This is a genomic window from Corynebacterium argentoratense, from assembly GCF_021491455.1.
Taxonomy (GTDB): domain Bacteria; phylum Actinomycetota; class Actinomycetes; order Mycobacteriales; family Mycobacteriaceae; genus Corynebacterium; species Corynebacterium argentoratense_A.
This window is the reverse complement of the sequence record NZ_JAKETN010000004.1, coordinates 19,391-40,057: the sequence shown is the minus strand read 5'-3', so window position 1 is coordinate 40,057 and position 20,667 is coordinate 19,391. Positions and strand designations below refer to the sequence as shown.

16 protein-coding genes and 1 tRNA gene are annotated in these 20,667 nt (G+C 61.5%); 10 read left to right on the top strand and 7 right to left on the bottom strand.

The window, feature by feature from the left end; all coding sequences use genetic code 11:
• Nucleotides 1-42 precede the first annotated feature (42 nt).
• Nucleotides 43-2,766 carry a pyruvate dehydrogenase (acetyl-transferring), homodimeric type gene (aceE, locus tag L1C91_RS06080; protein ID WP_234858478.1) on the bottom strand — a complete coding sequence of 908 codons (2,724 nt, stop codon included), beginning with the start codon at nucleotides 2,764-2,766 and terminating at the stop codon, nucleotides 43-45.
• A gap of 143 nt (nucleotides 2,767-2,909) precedes the next feature.
• Between aceE and L1C91_RS06075 the strand changes: the two genes are divergently transcribed.
• The 5 genes from L1C91_RS06075 to cbiB all read left to right on the top strand — a co-directional run bounded on the left by L1C91_RS06075 (nucleotide 2,910) and on the right by cbiB (nucleotide 7,980).
• On the top strand, nucleotides 2,910-3,362 hold the full coding sequence (locus L1C91_RS06075; protein WP_234858477.1) for a DUF3052 domain-containing protein: 453 nt from the start codon (nucleotides 2,910-2,912) through the stop codon (nucleotides 3,360-3,362).
• Between the two features lie 82 nt (nucleotides 3,363-3,444).
• Nucleotides 3,445-3,520 (top strand) — tRNA-Val (locus L1C91_RS06070).
• Nucleotides 3,521-3,578: 58 nt separating this feature from the next.
• Nucleotides 3,579-5,687, top strand: coding sequence for a M3 family metallopeptidase (locus L1C91_RS06065; RefSeq protein WP_234858476.1), 2,109 nt, complete (start codon nucleotides 3,579-3,581; stop codon nucleotides 5,685-5,687).
• A gap of 51 nt (nucleotides 5,688-5,738) precedes the next feature.
• Nucleotides 5,739-7,004, top strand: a complete 1,266-nt coding sequence (locus L1C91_RS06060) for an acyl-CoA thioesterase/BAAT N-terminal domain-containing protein (RefSeq protein WP_234858475.1) — start codon at nucleotides 5,739-5,741, stop codon at nucleotides 7,002-7,004.
• Nucleotides 7,005-7,017: 13 nt separating this feature from the next.
• Nucleotides 7,018-7,980: an adenosylcobinamide-phosphate synthase CbiB gene (gene cbiB / locus L1C91_RS06055; protein WP_234858474.1), complete on the top strand. Its 963-nt coding sequence runs from the start codon at nucleotides 7,018-7,020 to the stop codon at nucleotides 7,978-7,980.
• Here the strand turns inward: cbiB and L1C91_RS06050 are convergent.
• The 6 genes from L1C91_RS06050 to gabT form a co-directional block, all read right to left on the bottom strand.
• Nucleotides 7,977-8,945 (bottom strand): SURF1 family cytochrome oxidase biogenesis protein, encoded by a 969-nt coding sequence (locus tag L1C91_RS06050; protein WP_234858473.1) that lies wholly within the window; start codon nucleotides 8,943-8,945, stop codon nucleotides 7,977-7,979. The genes cbiB and L1C91_RS06050 overlap by 4 nt on opposite strands.
• A 1-nt stretch (nucleotide 8,946) precedes the next feature.
• On the bottom strand, nucleotides 8,947-9,447 hold the full coding sequence (locus L1C91_RS06045) for a low molecular weight protein-tyrosine-phosphatase (protein ID WP_328219591.1): 501 nt from the start codon (nucleotides 9,445-9,447) through the stop codon (nucleotides 8,947-8,949).
• A gap of 11 nt (nucleotides 9,448-9,458) precedes the next feature.
• Complete coding sequence (locus L1C91_RS06040; protein WP_234858472.1) at nucleotides 9,459-10,781, bottom strand: MFS transporter; 1,323 nt, start codon at nucleotides 10,779-10,781, stop codon at nucleotides 9,459-9,461.
• Nucleotides 10,782-10,847: 66 nt separating this feature from the next.
• Nucleotides 10,848-12,068, bottom strand: a complete 1,221-nt coding sequence (locus L1C91_RS06035) for an aromatic amino acid transport family protein (RefSeq protein WP_234858471.1) — start codon at nucleotides 12,066-12,068, stop codon at nucleotides 10,848-10,850.
• Nucleotides 12,069-12,214: 146 nt separating this feature from the next.
• Nucleotides 12,215-13,681, bottom strand: coding sequence for an NAD-dependent succinate-semialdehyde dehydrogenase (locus L1C91_RS06030; protein ID WP_234858470.1), 1,467 nt, complete (start codon nucleotides 13,679-13,681; stop codon nucleotides 12,215-12,217).
• Nucleotides 13,682-15,010 (bottom strand): 4-aminobutyrate--2-oxoglutarate transaminase, encoded by a 1,329-nt coding sequence (gene gabT, locus L1C91_RS06025; RefSeq protein ID WP_234858469.1) that lies wholly within the window; start codon nucleotides 15,008-15,010, stop codon nucleotides 13,682-13,684.
• Nucleotides 15,011-15,145: 135 nt separating this feature from the next.
• Here gabT and L1C91_RS06020 point away from each other — a divergent pair, with 135 nt between their 5' ends.
• Genes L1C91_RS06020 through L1C91_RS06000 form a run of 5 tightly spaced genes read left to right on the top strand, consistent with a single transcriptional unit; the run spans nucleotide 15,146 to nucleotide 20,655 of the window.
• Nucleotides 15,146-16,693, top strand: coding sequence for a PucR family transcriptional regulator (locus L1C91_RS06020; protein ID WP_234858468.1), 1,548 nt, complete (start codon nucleotides 15,146-15,148; stop codon nucleotides 16,691-16,693).
• A gap of 14 nt (nucleotides 16,694-16,707) precedes the next feature.
• A complete protein-coding gene (locus L1C91_RS06015; RefSeq protein WP_234858467.1) occupies nucleotides 16,708-17,850 on the top strand; it encodes an aminotransferase class I/II-fold pyridoxal phosphate-dependent enzyme in 1,143 nt (380 codons plus the stop codon).
• A gap of 38 nt (nucleotides 17,851-17,888) precedes the next feature.
• Complete coding sequence (locus L1C91_RS06010) at nucleotides 17,889-18,788, top strand: Nif3-like dinuclear metal center hexameric protein (RefSeq protein WP_442872266.1); 900 nt, start codon at nucleotides 17,889-17,891, stop codon at nucleotides 18,786-18,788.
• A gap of 23 nt (nucleotides 18,789-18,811) precedes the next feature.
• Complete coding sequence (locus tag L1C91_RS06005; RefSeq protein WP_234858466.1) at nucleotides 18,812-19,534, top strand: zinc ribbon domain-containing protein; 723 nt, start codon at nucleotides 18,812-18,814, stop codon at nucleotides 19,532-19,534.
• Entirely contained in the window at nucleotides 19,534-20,655 is a 1,122-nt protein-coding gene (locus L1C91_RS06000) for a bifunctional RNase H/acid phosphatase (protein ID WP_234858465.1), read from the top strand. The genes L1C91_RS06005 and L1C91_RS06000 overlap by 1 nt, the downstream gene beginning before the upstream one ends.
• Nucleotides 20,656-20,667: the final 12 nt, after the last annotated feature.

Genomic DNA, 20,667 nt, shown 5'->3' with positions numbered 1-20,667 from the left:
GTCAGTGGAAAGCCCCCCTAGTTAGGTCGCTAGCGGCGGGTGTTAGACAGCAGTCGGATCGGACAGGTTGAAGTCCTTAGCAGCCTGGGCTGCGACAGACTTGTCAATCTTGCCTTCACGTGCCAGGCCGGACAGTGCTGCGACAACGACGGACTCGGCGTCAATGTTGAAGAAGCGGCGTGCGGCGGGGCGGGTGTCGGAGAAACCGAAACCATCCGCACCCAACGTGGTGTAATCGCCCGGGACCCACTTGCGGATCTGCTCCGGCAGTGCGGTCGCGAAGTCCGAAACAGCAACGAACGGGCCAGAAGCCTTGGACAGCTGTTGTGCGACGAAGGGTTCTGCAACCTCACGATCCGGGTGGCGCAGCTGTTCGCGCTCGAGCTTGTGGCCCTCACGAGCCAACTCGTTCCAGGAAGTGACCGAGAAGATGTTGGCCTTAACGCCGAACTGCTCGGCCAGGATCTCCTTGGCCTGGAGCGCAGCCTGCATGCCGATACCGGAAGCCAGGAGGCTGACTTCGTGGCCCTCACCCGAAGCAGGGGAGTACAGGTAGATGCCCTTGTGCAGGCCCTCAACGTCGAGGTTCTCGGGTTCTGCAGGCTGGTGGGTGGGCTCGTTGTAGATCGTCAGGTAGTAGATGACGTCCTCGCCGCGGCCTTCGCCATACATGCGGTCGATGCCCTCGCGAATGAGGTGCGCGACCTCGTAGGCAAAAGCGGGGTCGTAGGAGATCACTGCGGGGTTGGTGCCGGCCAGGATGGGGGAGTGGCCATCCATGTGCTGCAGGCCTTCACCGGTCAGGGTGGTGCGGCCGGCGGTAGCGCCGAGGAGGAAGCCGCGGGCCATCTGGTCGGCGGCAGCCCAAACGGAGTCACCGGTGCGCTGGAAACCGAACATCGAGTAGAAGATGTACAGCGGAATCATCGCTTCGCCGTGGGTGGCGTAGGAGGTACCAGCTGCGATGAATTCGGCCATGGAGCCGGCTTCGTTGATGCCTTCGTGCATGATCTGGCCGTCGACTGCCTCGCGGTAGGACAGCATCAGGTCATGGTCGACCGGGGTGTAGTTCTGGCCGTGGCTGTTGTAAATCTTCAGCGTCGGGAACCAGGAGTCCATGCCGAAGGTGCGGGCCTCGTCGGGGATAATCGGGACGAAGCGCTTGCCCAGTTCCTTGTCGCGCATGAGCTCTTTGAAGGTTCGGACAACAGCCATGGTCGTGGCGACCTGCTGCTTGCCGGAATCCTTACGCATGATCTTCAGATCATCCATGCTGGGAACCGACACGGGCTTGTAGGAGGTGCGGCGCTCGGGCACCCAGCCGCCGAGGTCTTTACGACGTTCGAGCATGTACTTGATCTCCTCGGAATCCTTACCGGGGTGGTAGTACGGCGGCAGGTAGGGATCCTTTTCCAGGACCTCATCGGAGATCGGAATCTGCTGCTTGTCGCGGAAGAGCTTCAAGTCCTCGAGGGTGAGCTTCTTCATCTGGTGGGTAGCATTGCGGCCCTCGAAGTTGTGTCCGAGACCGTAGCCCTTAATGGTGTGCGCAAGGATGACCGTGGGGCGGTCCTTGGTTTCCATGGCGCGCTTGAATGCAGCGTAGATCTTGCGGTAGTCATGGCCACCGCGGGGCAGACGCCAGATTTCCTCATCCGTCATGTCCTCGACAAGCTTCGCGGTGCGGGGATCACGGTTGAAGAAGTGCTCACGCACGTAGGTGCCGTCATTTGCCTTGAAGGTCTGGAAGTCACCGTCGGAGGTGTTGTTCATCAGATCAACGAGGGCACCCTCTTTGTCCTTTTCGAACAATTCGTCCCACTCGCGGCCCCACACCACCTTGATTACGGACCAGCCGGCACCACGGAAGAAGGATTCGAGCTCCTGGATGATCTTGGTGTTACCGCGCACAGGGCCGTCGAGGCGCTGCAGGTTGCAGTTGATGACGAAGGTCAGGTTGTCGAGGTTGTTGAGAGCAGCCTGTTGGATGAGGCCGCGAGACTCCGGCTCGTCCATTTCGCCGTCACCAAGGAACGCCCAGACATGCTGCTGAGAGGTGTCTTTGATGCCGCGGTTGTGTAGGTAGCGGTTGAACCGTGCCTGGTAAATCGCATCCATCGGGCCAAGGCCCATGGACACGGTCGGGAACTCCCAGAATTCAGGCATGCACTTGGGGTGCGGGTAGGAAGGCATGCCGCCCTGTTCGCGGGAGACTTCCTGACGGAACCCGTCCATGTCGTCTTCACTGAGGCGGCCTTCGAGGAAAGCGCGGGCATACATACCGGGGGAGGCATGGCCCTGGAAGAAGATCTGGTCGCCACCGCCCGGGTGGTCCTTACCGCGGAAGAAGTGGTTCATGCCCACTTCGTACAGCGGTGCGGAGGAGGCGTACGTAGAAATGTGGCCGCCGACACCAACACCGGGGCGCTGGGCGCGGTGAACCATGATGGCTGCGTTCCAGCGGATCCACTTGCGGTAACGCTTTTCGATGTCCTCGTCGCCGGGGAAATCGGGCTCCATTGTCGTGGGGATGGTGTTGACGTAGTCGGTGGAGGTCAGTGGAGGAAGCGGCACGCGCTTAGCGGTTGCTCGTTCGAGCAGACGGAGCATGAGGAAGCGGGCGCGGTCAGGGGATGCTTCTTCCAGGAGGCCATCAAGGGACTCCATCCACTCCCGGGTCTCTTCGGGGTCGGAGTCGTTGAGGTAGGACGCCACGCCATCGCGGATCATCGCGAAGTTGGTGTCGTCGAGTGGCTTGTCAGCCATGAATTCCTCCTGTGTGGAAATCGTTAAACAAAATAATCGCTAACCCCTAGGATACGGGGTTAACCATCGGGGGCGACATATCCCCTCGCTGAGGGGCACTTTTTCGCACATTTGCCGGGTTACTACAGTAAAGTAGTTAAACCATGAGGCCTAAAACTGAGGAGGAAACTCGCGTGGGCAGTGCCGAAGCGGCAGCCCAGAAGGTAGCCAACATCCTAGGGGTGCGCCCCGGTCAGCTGATCCAAGAGATCGGTTGGGACGAAGATTGCGACAGCGATATCAGTGTCGCTATTGAAGACGCTATCGATGACGATCTGCTGGGGGAGGATTCCCTCGAAATTTGTGACGTGGTTGTGCTGTGGTGGCGCAACGACGATGGGGACTTGGTCGACGCTTTGGTCGATGCCCTCCGCAACCTTGATGAAGGCGGATGCATTTGGGTGCTGTCCCCTGGGGCATCACAGTCGAATGCTTTGCAGCCGGGTGAGGTCGCTGAGTCTGCCCAGCTGGCGGGCTTGGTACAGACTCGTAATGAGCGAGTAAATTCTTGGCAGGGTTCTTGTCTTGTTCGCGGCGGAAAAAACGTGCGCGGCTAGTTGTTTTTAGCTAGTGCTAGCCGCCTTATGGTGCGGTTTTGTACATCGTGTTGGATAGCGTGCTAAAGTTGCTATCCGTTGCGCGCCTTTAGCTCAGCTGGAAGAGCAGCTGGTTTACACCCAGCAGGTCGGCGGTTCGAACCCGTCAGGGCGCACCAAATGAAAGCCACCGCCCACCATCGCGTGGGCGGTGGCTTTTTCGCTAGCATGGCGGATGTGGCTACTCAGACAGATGCCCATCGCGACACCGACAGTTTTTCTAACCCCCTTATCGCTCCTAGTGAGCTTCCTTTCCAGCTGCCGCCTTTTGCGGATATAAAGATCGAGCATTTCCTGCCGGCGTTCGACACCGCCCTGCTTGACCACGAAGCGGAAATCAACGCCATCGTTAACAACCCCGAGCCGGCAACATGGGCTAACACCGTGGAAGCCTTGGAGGCCTCGGGCCGCGCACTCGAGCGCGTCAGCGCGGTGTTTTTCAACCTGCACGGCACCGATTCTTCCCCCGAAATGGACGCCATCGCCGAGCAGATTATCCCGAAACTGTCTGAACACAGTGATGCCCTCTACCAGAACGAGGTGCTCTACCAGCGCCTTCAGCAGGCCACCCCGCCAGCAGATGATGGGGAAGGGCAGCGCCTGAAGGACAAGTTGTTGCGATCCTTCCGTCGCCGTGGTGCCGAGTTGGATGCGGCAGGCAAAAAACGTTTGAGTGAACTCAACAGCCGACTTGCTGTGCTGAGCGAACAATTCGGCAAAAACCTGCGGGAGTCCACCGCGGCCCTGGCCGTTGGTTTAACGGAAGATGACGTCGCGGGCTGGGACGAGGCACGCAAAGACGCCGCCCGTAAAACTGCGGAAGATTATAAGGACAATCCGCAATTAGCGTCCTTTGAATATGTGGTGCCTTTGGGTTTGCCAGCGGTACAGCCTGACCAAACTGACCTTGACAACCCTGCGGCACGCAAGGCGCTCATGGAAGCGTCGCTGAAACGCGGCGTCATTGGTGGTGACAATGGTGCCGTGGTTACCGAAATCGCCGCACTGCGTGCGCAGCGTGCGCGCCTGCTCGGCTACGACACCCATGCCGACTACGTGCTGGAAGAAGAAACTGCGGGCAGTACAGATGCCGTGATGCAGCTGCTGCGCGACCTTTCCCCCGCAGCCTCCGCCAACGCAGCAGGGGAGTACAAGCTGCTGGTTGAGGAAGCACAGGCAGCTGATCCGACCGCCACGGTGCGTGACGCCGATTGGTCCTATTGGGAGTCCAAGGTTAAGCAGCGCGACTACGGCCTGAATGAGGCAGAACTGAAAAAGTACTTCCCATTGGATCAGGTTCTGCGTGATGGCGTGTTTTTTGCCGCCAACCGTTTGTACGGCATCACCGTGGAGCCCCGCGATGATCTGCAGGGCTACCATCCGGAAGTCGCCGTCTACGAGGTTAAAGATGCGGACGGCTCCAGCATCGGGTTGTTCCTCACCGACTATTTTGCGCGCCCGTCTAAGCGCGGCGGGGCATGGATGTCGAGTTTCGTTGATCAATCCCGCATCCTGGACACCAAGCCGGTGGTCGTCAACGTCATGAACATCACCAAGCCAGCCGACGGTAGCCAACCGCTGCTGAGCATCGACCAGGTCCATACCCTGTTCCACGAATTTGGCCACGGGTTGCATGGTTTGCTGTCGGATGTTCGCTACCCGACGTTCTCCGGAACTAGTGTGCCCCGCGACTACGTTGAGTTCCCCTCTCAGATCAACGAAAATTGGGTGTTTGACCCGGCTGTGGTGCGCAACTATGCGCGCCATGTCGACACCGGTGAGGTGATTAGCGATGAGTTGATCGCAGCGGTTGATGCGGCCTCCAAATTCGGCCAGGGGTTCGCCACTAGCGAATATCTTGCGGCGTCGATTATTGACATGGCGTGGCACACCTTGACCCCCGAGCAGGCCGCCGCCGTCGACGATATTGATGCTTTTGAACGCGCGGCTCTTGCAGACGCTGGCCTGGAAGTCGACAATCTGCACGCGCGCTACAAGTCGCGCTTCTTCAACCACATTTTTGGTGGCGGTTATTCTGCAGGCTACTACTCCTACTTGTGGGCCGAGGCCCTGGATGCCGATGGTTTCGAGTGGTTTAAGGAAACCGGTGCGGCAGGTGATTCCAGTGATGATGCCGCGGCACGTGCGGCCGGCGCGCGATTCCGCGAGCTGGTGCTGTCCGCCGGCGGTTCCAAGGATTATGAGCAGGCTTTCACCACCTTGCGTGGGCGCCCAAAGGATGTCACGGCATTGCTCGAACGCCGCGGTCTAGCAGGGGCGCGCTAAAGCCCCTGTGAGCTTTGGCCCTCGGCAAGCACTGAGCCTAGGCTTGAACACATGGAACTGCAGGTCGCCCCAATTAGCGGAATCAATTCGCCGATGCCCGTCGTGGTCAGTGGGATCGCACCCGGGGCTGACCTGGAGCTGAAGGTCAAAGCGGTGGACGCCGCCAATCGGATTTTCAGCTCCACCACTGTGTTCAAGGCCAACAGTGACGGGGTCGTGGATACCTCCAAGCACCTTCCGCAGGACGCCGGGTGGGTGAACCCCAGCAGTCTTGGTGTGCTGTGGAAGATGATGGCCCAGGACGGTAAAGACGCCACCTTCGCCGTCGATGGTTTGAACCCCATGCAGGTTGAAATTCAGGCTCGCGTTGAGGGACAGAAGGGCAAGGGCACGCACGTCACCAGGACTATTTCCCGCACTGCTCGGGAAATTACCCCGCTTCCGGCCTCGTGCCGGGGTCGTGCCTTTTGTCCCGACGAACCCGGCCCTTTCCCCTTGGTCGTGTTGTTTGGTGGGGCCGGTGGCGGGGTAGATTCGGCCAGCGCCGCGGCCCTCGCGCATCATGGTGTGGCCGTGTTCAGCTACGACTATTTCCCCACGAAGAAGGGCGGCGTGGTCGACGTTGATGCCGTTCGCCGGATGCTCCGGGGGATCCGCCTGTTGCCGGAAATTGATTCCAGTCTGCCGGTGGCATTGTGCGGAACCGGCCGCGGCGCGGAGCTCGCACTGCTGATCGCAAGCTTGGAGCCGAACCTCGTCGGTCCCGTTGTTGCGCATTCGCCCAGTGACGTGTTGAGTGCGTGGCCGGACAAAGACTCGCAGCCGGATGTGTTCGTCGGTTCCGGGTTGCCGAAGGTCACCATCAAAGCCCCCGGTAAGCAGGATGTTGCTGCGGATTGGCATGCGTTTATTCAGCCGAAGCTCAAAGGCCAGCCCTGGCGCTTGCGTGCCTATTATGATTCCGCCCGCGAGCACACCAAGGACATTGAGTCCGCGGCCATTGAGGTGGAGAAAATGAGCGGGCCGTTGTTGCTTACAGCAGGCAGCGAGGACGCCGTCTGGGACAGTGCCAGCATGTCGCTCACCCTGCAATTACGTGCTTCGGACGTGGAGGTTTTCCGCTACGTCGCTAAAGGCGCGGGCCACAATGTTGGTTATCCTTTCTACTTCCCGGGGCTGCCCGCGCAGAAGACGATGAACGCCTACGGCTATCGCATTGCTCTCGGCGGGCATAGCGTGACCAATGGCCAGGCAAGTGTGGACAGCCGGGTGCAAGTCATCAGCTTCTTGCGTAGCGCTTTCGGTCTTGAGGATTAAGGTGCGCGTGCCAGTGAGTTTTCCATGGGGCCTGGTTGCCGGGATCGCTGCCGATAGTGTGTTCGGTGACCCCAAGCGCCACCACCCGGTGGCCTGGTTTGGGCATTACGCCACATGGTTGGAACGCGCACTGTATCGCGACACACGCACCGCCGGCGTCATCTATTGGGTGGCGGCGGTTGCTCCACCGGTGGCAGCGGCGGTTGCGTTGCAGATGGCTGCCCGCCGATTGCCGACGCCGCGTGCCCAAACCATCGCGCGGGAAGGCCTGCTGGGCCTTGCTGTGTGGGCCTCCCTTGGTGGTCATACGCTGCGCTGGGTGGGGCGGAGCATCCACCGCGACCTCTATGTCGAGTCAGATATTGAGCGCGCACGCACGTGGGTGCCGTGGCTGTGCTCCCGCGACCCTCAGCAGCTCGATGCTCAGGGCATGACGCGCGCGGCAGTGGAGTCGCTGGCCGAAAATACCTCTGATGCTGTCACCGCGCCGTTGGTGTGGTCCCTACTGGGCGCACCCGGGGTGGTATTCCACCGCTGTGTAAACACGCTGGACGCAATGGTGGGTTACCGTAGCCCCAGGTATGAGCGTTTCGGTTGGTGCAGCGCTGTTATTGATGACGTCGCGGCCTACCTGCCTGCACGCATGAATGCGCTGAGCAACACGGTGTATGCTGCGTGCGCTCGACCGGCAGGCTTGGAGGGCTTGCGGGCGGCTTTGAGCGCGTGGCGTGATGACGCACCTAAGCATCCAAGCCCCAATGCGGGCCCAGTGGAGGCGACAGCGGCAGCTGCCCTTGGCGTGCAGTTGGGCGGGCGCACAGTGTATGACTATGGGGTGGAGCACCGGCCTGAGCTGGGGCACGGCGCCGCACCTGGTGAGCAAGCACTGCGGGCGAGCATCCGGCTGTCGCGGTGGAGCCAATCAGCGGCGGCCTTGGTGGTTGGCGGGCTGTCGGCTATGCGCAGACGGCGCTAGAAGCGTTCTTCGTTTTTCTCAGCCAGCTTGCCCCAGTGGTCCGAGCGGGTGCCGCCGTATCGGCTACGCTGCCGGCGGGCTGGGGTCGTGGGAATGCTGGCGGGCTGGACTGCATTGTGCTCGACGCTCGCGTCGGTGGGTTCTTCGGAGCTTTCAGAGCCTGCAATACTGGGGGCAGATAGCTGCGTGCGGTCGCGATCCTCGCGGCGTCGTTCCTTGATCTCAGCCCACACAAAATACGCGAGGCCCAGGGGCGCCATGATGCCGAAGGCAATCCACTGCACACCGTAGGACAGGTAGGGGCCGGAATCCAGCTTCGGCAGGGGGATCGCTGTGACTTCCCCGGGCTGGCCCTCTGCTAGTTGGATCCAGTCGTGGGCCAAGTGCACTCCAAGTTCGCGACCAATCTGCTCGGTGTTGATGCCGCTAACCTGCACGGGGTCCACGTTGGTCAGTGGTGCGTTGGCTGGTGGGTCTTCGTCTAAACGGGCATAGCCGGTGATGGTGGTGACGACACTGGGCGGTGTGTTCGCCGATGGGCTATCGCCTGCGCTTTCATAACCACGGTTGACCAGGAAGGTTTCCCCGGTAGTGGTTTCGAACGGTGTGAGGAATTGGTAGGCGGGCTCGGAGTTGACTGGTCGCATCCGCAACACTGCTTGGTTGTTCAGGTAGTGCCCGGCCAGCGTTACTCGCGTCCATTCCTTATCCGCGGGGATGGAGCCTTGGGTAAAAACGGAACTGTAGGCAACGGGGTCTGCGTCGAATGCTGCCGAAACTTGGTGGTTGCGGGCGGAGGTTTTTTCGTTTTTGCCCAATTGCCATGGGGCCAGCACGGTGAACGCGAGGTAGGCGAAGGCGATAACCGCGACAGCTGTGATCACCCAGCCGGGTTTGAGGAAAGCCAACGCCAGGGACTTGACGGAGGCGGTTCCAGATACGCGGGTAGAGGAGGTGCGCGACATATCAGCGGTCCGAGGATGATGTGAGGTGCTCGCGCACCCAGGTGATCAGCCCCGGAATGGAGGCTGCGATTTCTGCCCGGGTGCGGTCGAATCGTGCGTCGTCACCGTAGTAGGGATCAGCGACGATGGCGCCGGCGGGGGAGTCTGGATCGAAGGAGCGCAGCAGGTGTATTTTGTGGCGGTCGACGCCCAGCGCCTGGAGTTCCCGCACGTGGCCTTCAGCCATGGCTACAAATAATGTGGCGTCGGCGTGCTCGGGTCCGAATTGGGCGGCCCGGTGGTTGCTGCCGTCGTGTCCTGCTGCGGCCAGGGAGGCCACGGCGCGCCGGTCGGCTGGATCGCCGATGTGCCAGCCGCCGATGCCGCAGGATTTCACTAGTACGTCATTTGATAGTCCGGCATCTTCAATTGCATCGCTGAACATGACATCCGCCATGGGGGAGCGGCAGATGTTGCCGGTGCAGACGAAAACAACGTATAGGGATTGCGTGCGCTCGTTCACACCACACGATGTTAGCCGAGGAGTGTTTGGTTGCGTTGTTCGGGCAGAGCGAAGGTGGATGCTGCGGCGATCGCGAAGGCGAGGCCGAAGACTGCGAACAGTGCGCCGGTGCCGGGAATCAGCGGCACCATGAAGGGTGCGAGGATGCCGGCCACGCGTCCGACGGCGGCTGCGCTTCCTGTTCCGGTGCCGCGGATGTGGGTGGGGTAGAGCTCTGGGCCGATGGCGTAGAGGGCTCCCCAGGCGCCGAGGTTGAAGAAGCTCAGCAGGCAGCCGGCGACGATGATGCCTGTGGGGCTATGCTGCATTCCGAAGAATGCTGCTGCGACTGCGGAGCCGGCGAGGAAGGTCGCCAGGGTTGCTTTACGCCCCCATACTTCGATGAGCCAGGCCGCTACCGCGTAGCCGGGTAGCTGTGCAAGGGTGATGATCAGGGTGTATTCGAAGGATTTCACCAGCCCGTGGCCCTGGAGGACGAGCAGTGTGGGCAGCCAGATGAATGCGCCGTAGTAGGCGAGGTTGAGGAAGAACCAGATGGACCACAGCCCCGCGGTGCGGACGCGTAGGGCGGGGGCGAAGATCGAGGTGGCTTGTTCTTCTGCTGTGGTCGCGGCGGGGGCTGTGGGGGTGTTGACGTCGCGTGCGTCGCTGGTGTGGACAGCGTTGCCGTCTTCAAAGTACGCGACGGCGGCCTCGGCTTCTGTCAGTCGGCCTTTGTCCACGAGGTATCGCACGGATTCGGGCAGTCCGCGGCGGACGACGAGCGCGTAGGCGGCGGGGACGATTCCCACCAATAGTGCCCAGCGCCAGCCGGGCCAGTTGGCGAAGGTGTGGGGGACTACGAAGTAGCCCAGTAGTGCCGCGCCAATCCAGCCCAAGGCCCAGAAACTTTCGAGGGCTACAACCATGCGGCCACGGATGTGGCGGGGTGAGAATTCAGAGACGAGGGTGGACGCTACGGGTAGTTCCGCGCCGAGGCCGACACCGACGATGAAGCGTAAGACGATGAGGACAGCGAGGCCGCCGGCGAAAGCTGAGGCTCCGGTGGCGATACCGTAAATCAGTAGGGTGAGGGCGAAGACGGAGCGGCGCCCGATTTTGTCGGCGAGCAGTCCCCCGAGGGTGGCGCCGATCATCATGCCTATAAAACCAGCTGAGGCCAGCCCGGAGAGCTGGCCTTTAGTCAGTCCCCATTCCGCGGCGAGGGCGGCCATGATGTAGCTGATCAGGCCAACATCCATGGCGTCGAGTGCCCAGCCGATGCCGGAGCGGAAGAGGAGTTTTTTATGTGGTTCACCAAAGCGGAGCGTATCTAGACGCTGGTTATAATCCATTAGAAAAGGATACGCATTACCGACTCTGATTTTTATGTTCTGCCCATTTTTGGGGGTGAATCAGGTTTACCAGCCTTGGGGTAGAAGGCCAACGATGGATAGCAGCGAGTAGATGAACGCGATGCCGTAGACCACGATGATGGTCACCTGGATGACGGGATTGCCCTGCCAGGTGACATTCCATGCTGGCTGGCGGTCACCATTGTTGCGTGCTGCGCGCAGCAGCATCACGGGGATCACCGACATGACGGCGCCCGCGAAGCCACCTGCGTAGCCGAGGGCGTCGACGAAACCGCCCCAGCCGGCGAGGGAGATAGCCAGCGGAGGGATAACCGTGAGCAGCACGGCGATGAGACGAGGACGGCCTTGGTCGCCCCAGTGCAAAATGTCCAGAATGTTACGCATGGTCGTGAAACCGATGGCGAGGAAGGAGGTCAGCATAGCCAGCAGAGCAAAGAGGTTCGCCATGATGAACGCGGTGTTGCCGAGGGACTCGCCCCAGGCGATGGTGACGACCTCGGTGACGTTGTCGCCCAACAGGCCCAGTGCGGCAAAAGGCACCAGCGCGAGGGTGAAGCCGGTGATGCACATGCCGGCGATGATGACCTTCGGAATGGCGAGGGGGTTGTCTTCTTCCAGACCACGGGTGAGCTCGGGCACGACGTACTGGGCGAGGAATGTAAACACCGCGAGGTTCATGATCGGCACGATGTAGAAGGGGCGCAAAATGATGAGGTTTGCAGCTTCAATACCAGGGCCGATAAACGTCCAGCCGCACAAAATGAGGATGATGACTGCCATACCGGTGGTGATGGCTCCCTCGACGACGCCGGTGGCGTGCAGGCCCTTCCACATGACGTACGTGCCGAAGGTGAAGAACAGCAGAGTACCGACGACGGGGTTGAGACCGAAGAGTTTGTTGAGCAGGTTGCCGGAGCCCGCAGCGTAGGCGATGAGTGCGCCGACGCCGTTGACGATCACCGCGATGAACACAAGCCAGCGGCCCCACTGTCCGAGGTATTTCTCCGCTAGACCGGACAGCTGGAGTGGCTGCTTGGTGCGTAGGCTGACCTCGGCCACATAGAGCATAGAGATGGTGGTGAGTGTACCGGCGATGAGCAGAGCGATGACGAGGGCGAGGAAGCCACCATTTTTGCCGGCGTAGGGCAAGCTCAAGATGCCTGCGCCGATGTTGGTGCCGAAGATCAAGGCGACGCCTTGGGCGACCGTGAGTTTATGACTGCTTCCCAGCAGCTCGTGTTCGAGATTTTTAGTGGTGGTATTCATGAACATATTCCTTTGTGTGAAGTTTGGTTGTGGCTACGCGCAAACGACGCCCCGATGACCGCTGAAAACCCGGGCGGTTTCGGGGCGTCGCTGGCTAGTTCAACAGGATTGGCAGGTGCATCCCGGGGCTAGGCCCCGAGGATGTGTTACTGCAGCGCGAGGTAGACGGTATCGAGGTATTCCTCGATACCTTCGGTGCCGCCCTCGCGGCCGAAGCCAGACTGCTTGATTCCTCCGAAGGGGGCCGCGGGATCGGAAATGGCTCCACGGTTGATGCCGATCATTCCGGCGCGCAAACCCTGGGCGAGTTTACGGGCGGTGTCGGTGTTGGAGGAGAATCCGTAGGCAGCCAGGCCGAACGGGGTGTCGTTGGCGCGTCGGATGCCTTCGTCGAGGTCGTCGAAGACGCTCACTGTAGCCACGGGGCCGAAGATTTCCTCGGTGAGGATCTTGGCGTCGGCAGGTACGTCCTTGAGGACGGTGGCGGGGTAGAAATAACCGGGGCCTTCAGGCACTTCGCCGCCGACGGTGGCGACAGCACCACGGTCGCGGGCATCCTTGACTAGCTCGGCGATGCGGTCGCGCTGCTTGGCTGTGATGACGGGACCGAGGGTGGTGCCTTCTTCCAAGCCGTGGCCCATGACGACGCCTTCCATGGTTTCGGTGAGGCGGCGGGTGAACTCTTCGGCGATGGAGCTGTCAACGAGGAAGCGGTTGGCCGCGATGCAGGCCTCGCCACCGTTGCGCATCTTTGCTTGCATGGCACAGGTGAGCACCAGGTCGAGATCCGCGTCTGCTGCGATCACGAAGGGGGCGTTGCCGCCGAGCTCCATGGAGGTGCGCAGGAGGTTGTCGGCAGACTGCTTGACCAGAATCTTGCCAACGGGGGTCGAACCGGTGAAGGTGACCTTGCGCAGGCGTGAGTCTGCCATCAGGGTGCTGGACATGTCCGAGGCGTGGGTGGTCGGAACAATCGATACAAGACCTTGGGGGGCGTTGAAACGATCGAATACCTCTGCGATGACCTCGCCGAGAAGCAGCATGGTCAACGGGGTTTCGTGGGCGGGCTTGACCACGATCGGGCAGCCTGCAGCCAGGGCCGGGGCGATCTTGCGGGTGGCCATCGCCAGCGGGAAGTTCCACGGCGTGATCGCCAGAACGGGGCCGACGGGGCGGCGGGTGACAGCGATGGTGCCTACGCCCGCGGGTGCCTCGCCGAAACGGCCGGGGAAGCGCACGGCTTCTTCAGAAAACCAGCGGAAGTATTCGGCACCGTAGGCAACTTCGCCTTGCGCCTCGACGAAAGGCTTGCCCATTTCGGTGGTCATGACGCGGGCAAAGTCGTCGGTGCGCTTGGTTACTTCGTCGAAGATCGCGCGGAGCACCTCTGCCTTCTGACGGGGGGTGAACTCTGCCCACTGCTCCTGGGCTTCAACCGCCTTGTCGAGGGCACGTACGCCATCGTCGACGGTGGCGTCCGCGATGGTGGCGATTACTTCTTCGGTGGCGGGGTCGTGGACGTCGAAGGTCGCCTTGTCGGAGGAATCAACGCCCTTACCTGCCAGGAGAATCTGGGTGGGGACGGAGACGCCGGAAACAGTTGCGTGAGTCATTTATGCGAACACCTTCTTAATGTTGTTGACCAGGACGCGCATGCCATCGCGGAGGACCTCTTCGGAGATCACGAGCGAGGGCAGCAGGCGGATAACGTTGTAGTCCATGCCGCAGGTGAGGATCAAAACGCCCTCTTCCTTACAAGCGGCTGCAACAGCCTTGGTCTCGTTGCCGGCGGGCTTGCCGTCCTTGAGCAGCTCGATAGCAATCATGGCGCCGCGGCCGCGGATTTCCGCGACGTAGGGCTCGTCAGCGATGCTAGTGAATTCTTCGCGAATGATCGCTTCGATTTCTTTTGCACGGCCGGCGAGGTCGTGGGTTTCCATTTCGCCGATCGCAGCCATTGCTGCTGCACAAGCAACGGGGTTACCGCCGTAGGTGCCGCCCAGGCCGCCGACGACGGGAGCGTCCATGATCTCGGCGCGGCCGGTGACTGCGGACAGAGGCAGGCCGCCGGCGATGCCCTTCGCGAGGGTCACAAGGTCGGGTACCACGCCTTCGTCGTTGACTGCGAACCAGTCGCCGGTGCGGCAGAAACCCGCTTGGATTTCGTCAGCGACGAAAACAACACCGTTGTCGGTGCACCACTTGGAAATTGCGGGCAGGAAGCCTTCTGCGGGAACGATGAAGCCGCCTTCACCCTGGATGGGTTCGATGACAACGCAGGCGAGGTTTTCTACGCCGATTTCTTTTTCCATCACGTGGATGGCGCGGTCGGCTGCTTCCTGGCCGCTCAAGCCGTCGCGCACCGGGTAGGACATGGGCACGCGGTAGATCTCGGCGGCGAAGGGGCCGAAGCCGGTCTTGTAGGGCATGTTCTTGGCGGTCATCGCCATGGTGAGGTTGGTGCGGCCGTGGTAGGCGTAGTCGAAGACGGCGACGGCGTTGCGGCCGGTGTGGGCGCGGGCGATCTTGACGGCGTTCTCGACGGCTTCGGCGCCGGAGTTGAGCAGGACGGACTTCTTGGCGTGGTCACCGGGGGTGACCTCTGCGAGCTTTTCGGCGACAGCCACGTAGGACTCGTAGGGGGAGACCATGAAACAGGTGTGGGTGTTGTGGGTGGCGGCTTCGGCGGTGGCCTTGGCGACCTCGGGGTTGGAGCCGCCGACGGAGGTAACTGCGATGCCGGATGCGAAGTCGATGAAGCTGTTGCCGTCGATGTCGAGGAGGATGCCGCCGTCGGCGTCCGCAACGTAGCCCGGCAGACCGGGGGCGAGGGCGCGGGCGCAGCTGTTTTCGCGGCGGGCGTCAAGGGCTGCGCTCTTGGGGCCGGGCAGTTCGGTCACCAGGTTGCGCTGCTGGGGGATGCGGTAGGTGAAGTCCTTCATGAGGGTCTCCTTCGTCAATCAACGGTGTGCGTTAGGGGTCACACAAATTATGGGGCTGATAACCGGATTGCATGGGCTAGACGTTCTGGCGAATGAGTGCGCTAAAGATTCGCCGCATCGTATAGATTGTTTAGTGTGACCCGCCCAGCAGCCCCCGTAGCCGCCACCGATATCGCGTTTAGCTGGCTCTATGAGCAGAAATCTCTCGGCCTCGTACCTGTCCACAGTCAAGGGGGCAGTTTCGAATATGTGCAGGTCAGTGAGATGGCCGAGCCCGAGTTCATCACAGCAGGAACCCTGGTGCTCACCCTCGGTTTATCCTTTGAAGATGACGTCGCGGAGCTCAAGGCCTATGCCTCGAAGCTTGCTGCGGCAGGGGCAACCGGCATCGGATTCGGAATTGGCGTCGAATTTGATGACGTACCTGCCTCCCTCATTAAGGGGGCACAGGCCGCCGGTTTGGAAGTGTTCGCGGTGCCCCGTGCCGTGTCCTTCCAGAGCATTGTGCACGCGGTCCATGCGGAACAAAATCGTCGCCTGCAACAGGACTACCGGGCCTTGACCCGTCAACAGGACCGACTCAATCGTGCAGCTGTCGATGGTGGCATTGTTCAATTGCTGGATGTGCTCGCCAAAGACCTACGCGCAGACGTCGCATTGGCCGATAACGACGGCCGCGTGGTGTACCCAGGTGCGGGGCTGGCTAAGCGGTTGATCATTACAGATTTAAGCCAGCTGCCCGCAGGCAAGGGGCCCAGCGCAAGTTCCGCGCGCTGGCGAGCCCTCGATGACGGAGACCTCGTGTGCGAGATGACGCACGTTCTGGGTTCGCAGGGGGAGCGCTACCACGTGCTGAAACTGGTGCGCGAGCAGGGGTTTAGCCGCTCGGAGCTCTCAGCCATCACCCACTGCATGGGCCTGGCGGACATTGTGCTCCAGCGCCCCCGCACATTGCGTAAAGCCCGCAGCGAACTCAATTCACTTGCCCTAGCTCTGTTGCTTGGAATCGAAGGTGGGCAACGCACACTGTCCCAACTGATCTCCAATGCCACCGACGCCTACGGCCGAGTCCGGCCCGCCGTGCTCTACGCCGACGACCCCGAAGCACTAGCGCCAGCGCTCCGTGTTGTCGACGAGCGTCTCGAACAACAATCCCGAGCCCTGTTTTCCGTCCCCCTCGACGACAACACGGTCGTGGTACTGTTCCGCGGTAACCGAACCCATACCAACGTGCGCAGTTATTGCAGCGGCCCCACATTCCAGCGCATTCGCCTAGCCATCGGCGAACCCACTCTGTGGTCAAAACTCTCCATGGCTGATATTGACCTGCTGCGCACCGCCGCCCAATCCGCCGAGCTGGGCCGCAGCGTCGCAGGCGAAGACGTCGCACTGCAGTGGCTGCACAACGACACCGTCCGCAAATTGCTGACCGCCCGCGCCGACCAAACCCTCGGGGCGCTGCGCGAATACGACCGGATAAACGCCACCGAACTCGCACGCACAGCAGAGGTCTATGCCCGCAGCGGATTCCAGCTCAGTGACGCTGCGGACGTCCTCGGCGTCCACCGGCACACTCTGCGCAGCCGCATAGCCCGCATCAACAAAGTCTGCGGGATCGACCTTTCCAGCCCAGCCACCCAAGCCGAGCTACTCATCATCACCCTCGCACTCGGCGAAGGCTAAAAGGCAGCATATTCATGAACAACGTCACCGAACAGCCCAACCAGGACTACAGCTACCTCCGCCACCACGGAGATATTGACGCCGCGCAAGCCGATGCGCGCATCGACCTGTCGGTCAACGTCGTCGACAACACGCCACCGCAGTGGCTCCGCGACGTCATTGCTGAACACATCCCACACCTGCACAGCTATCCCTCTGAACAGCTCTACCAGCGCGTCAAAGAAGGCATCGCGGCCCACCACGGCATCGACGCACGCTGCGTGCTGCCCCTTGCCGGCGTAGCCGAAGGATTCTCCTTCCTCCCACAACTGTTCAACACAGCCGGCCTACGCACAGCAGTCATCCCGCACCCAGGATTCACAGAACCAGAATGGGTACTGCGCCGAGCACACATCCCCGTCAGCACGCGGATACTGCAACCGCCCTTCGAACTCGAGGTACCCCGTGAACACGGTGACGCCAGCGCGCCGGGCCCAAGCCAACTATGGGTTATCGGCAACCCCACCAACCCCACAGGACAACTCCACGATCTAGCGTCCCTGGCCGAACAATTGAGCAAACTCGACGGAGTACTTGCAGCCGACGAGGCATTCATAGACACGCTTACACCCGCACTCCAGGAACGACACAGCCTCGTGCAGCGCGCCGCCATCACCACCAACACGATCGTGTTCCGCAGTGCCACCAAAACCTACGGGCTCGCCGGCCTGCGATGCGGATACGCCGTCGCACACCCCGACCTGATTGAACAACTCACCTACCTTCGTCCCCACTGGCCGCTGGGCACACTGCAACTAGCCGCCCTCGACGCCATCTACAACCCCGCAAGCCCCACCCACGCGCAGGCAGAACAACACCGCAGGCAGGTCCAACGCGACGTCATTGCGCATAAGAGGCACCTCATCGACGCACTCACACCCCTAGGCTTCGACACCATCGAAGGACACGCACCCTACATCCTCACGCGCACCCCCTGGCAGCCACAGACAACCGAAAACATCAGGCAACAACTCGTAAGCCAACACATCAGCATCCGCCGATGCGACACCTTCCCGGGACTCGACGCGAGCTGGTGGCGCCTAGCCGTCCGCAACCCCGCAACAACCGACGCATTCATCCATACCCTCACCCACACACTCAACAACGCCCACACCTAGCCGTAGAGACACGCGCGCAACCATGGAAGACTAGACACGTGAACAGCAACAACACAGCACACGCAGGAAACACAGCACCCACCACCACAGCCAGCACTGCCAGTACAACCAGCACAGCCACTGTCGCAGATGTCATCGCAGTCATGGAAGACGCCTACCCGCCAGCGCTCGCAGAAAGCTGGGACAAAGTAGGCCTGATCTGCGGAGACCCCGACGCGCCCGTGCGTCGCGTCGGCTTCGCCCTCGACTGCACCAACGCCGTCGCACAAGCAGCAGTCGACGCCGACATTGACATGCTCATCACCCACCACCCACTACTGCTGCGCGGAGTCCACAGCGTCGCCACCAACACCCCCAAAGGCGCCACCGTCACCACCCTCATCAAAGGTGACGTCGCGCTATTCGCAGCCCACACCAACGCTGACTCCGCACGCCCCGGAGTCAACGACCAACTCGCAGAAATCCTCGGAATAACCCCCGGGCAGCCCATCGCACCCAACAAAAACAACCCCGAGCTCGGCCTCGGGCGCATCGGCACCCTCGACACCCCCATGCCCTTAGCCGAATTCGTCCAACGCGTCGCCGACCGACTACCCACCACCGAATGGGGCGTACGCGCCGCCGGCGACCCCGACGCCACCATCACCACCGTCGCCGTCGCATCAGGAGCAGGCGACAGCTTCCTCGACACCATCATCGAACTATCCGCCACCACCCCCATCGACGCCTACCTCACCTCCGACCTACGCCACCACCCAGTCGACGAATACCTCCGCGCCGGCGGCCCCGCAATCATCGACACAGCACACTGGGCTAGCGAATCACCCTGGCTCACCCAAGCACAACAACTCATCCAGGACACACTCGGACTAGAGTGTCACATGATCGATATCCGAACCGACCCGTGGAACCTCGCCGCCAAGCAAGCGGCCAAATAAAACCACCCCAGTAGGAACACACCATGAAGATGACCGCCAGCGAGCAACACCTCCTGCTCGAACTCGCAGACCTCGAACTCGCCGCACGCATCGCCCCCGCCGAACTACCCGAACGCGCTGCCCTCGAGACCCTGCGCGCGCAACGCACCGAACTGCGCGACGGCGCCGCGGCGTCATCAATGAGCGTCCAAGACATCCAACGGCGCATCCACGCCATCGACGAAGACCTCAAAAAACTCAACAAGCGCCAACAAGCCGACGCCGACGAGCTAGCCCGTTACCCCGAAGACCCCGGTCAACGACGCGAACTCCACCGCGACCTCGAACAAACACAACGCCGCATCGACAACAAACTCGCCGAAAAAGACGGACTACTGAAACGCTGCGACGCCCAAAAGCTCAACGCCCAACACAACGGGGCCCACCACAGCGAACTCGACGACAAAATCGCCGCAGCCACCCGCGCACTCGAAGTCGCGCAGCGCGCACAAGAAGAACACACCGAACAACGGCTCCAACAAATCAACGCACTGCGCACCACCCTTGGCAACACCCACCCCGATGTTCTCGCCGCCTACGACCAACAACGCGAAGACACCGGCATCGGAGCCGCACGACTGCAAGGGCGCAGCTGCCACGGCTGCAACCTCATCCTGCCCCCAGCCACCATCAGCGCCCTGCGCCACGCACCCGCCGAAGAACTACCCACCTGCCCCGAATGCGGCACCTACCTGGTGAGGACCTAATGCGCATCCGCATCGAAGCCGACGGTGGATCCCGCGGAAACCCCGGTGTCGCAGGCTCCGGCACCGTCCTCATCGAGGTACCCAGCGAACGAGTCCTAGGATCCATCGCCTACTACGGTGGAAAAACCACCAACAACGTCGCCGAATACTCAAGCCTGATCAACGGCCTGGAAGCCGCACGCGAGCTCGGCGCCACCGCCGTCGACGTGTTCATGGACTCCAAACTCGTCATCGAACAAATGTCAGGGCGCTGGAAGGTCAAACACCCCGACATGAAGGAGCTGGCGCTCAAAGCACAAAAACTAGCCGCCACCTTCGATTCCATCAGCTACACCTGGGTGCCGCGCGCCAAAAACAAAGCAGCCGACGCACTAGCCAACCAAGCCATGGACGCCGGAGCTAAAGGAGCCCCCGTCGGATTCGTCAGCCGCGACATCGGTGAAGCCGGCGAAGACAGCACCGACAACCAAACCGACAAGGCTACCGCAACACAGGCTGCAACACAGGCCCCCGCGACGTCAGCACCCACCCGCCTGATCTGCTGGCGCCACGGAGAAACCGACGCATCAGTCAACGGCCGATACAGCGGCGACACCGGAAGCGATGGGCCCGAACTGACAGAACGCGGACGCCAACAAGCACAACGCACCGCCGACTACCTGAAAAAAATTGGCGGAATTGACGCCGTCGTATGCTCGCCGGCACGACGCGCGCAACAAACCGCCCAGATACTTACCGACGACTACATAGTCATCGATGACCTGCACGAAATGGACTTTGGCACCTGGGAAGGGCTGACATTTGGCCAAGCCCACGACAAAGACCCCGAACTGCACAGCACGTGGCTGAGCGACCCCGCAGCCGCACCACCCGGGGGAGAATCCCTCAACCAGGTGTCCCGACGCATCAAAGGTGTTTTAGCGGAACTCACCGACACCCACGGGGCCGCCAACATCGTTGTCGTCACCCACGCCACCCCCATCAAGGCGCTAATCAAACTAGCCCTCGACGCCGCCCCCGCGATCTACTACCGCACGCAGATCGACCTATCCTCACTGACCATCATCGAGTTCTACGCCGACGGCCCCACCTGCCTCCGAGCAATGAACACCCGCCCCTAGGACGTACTTGTC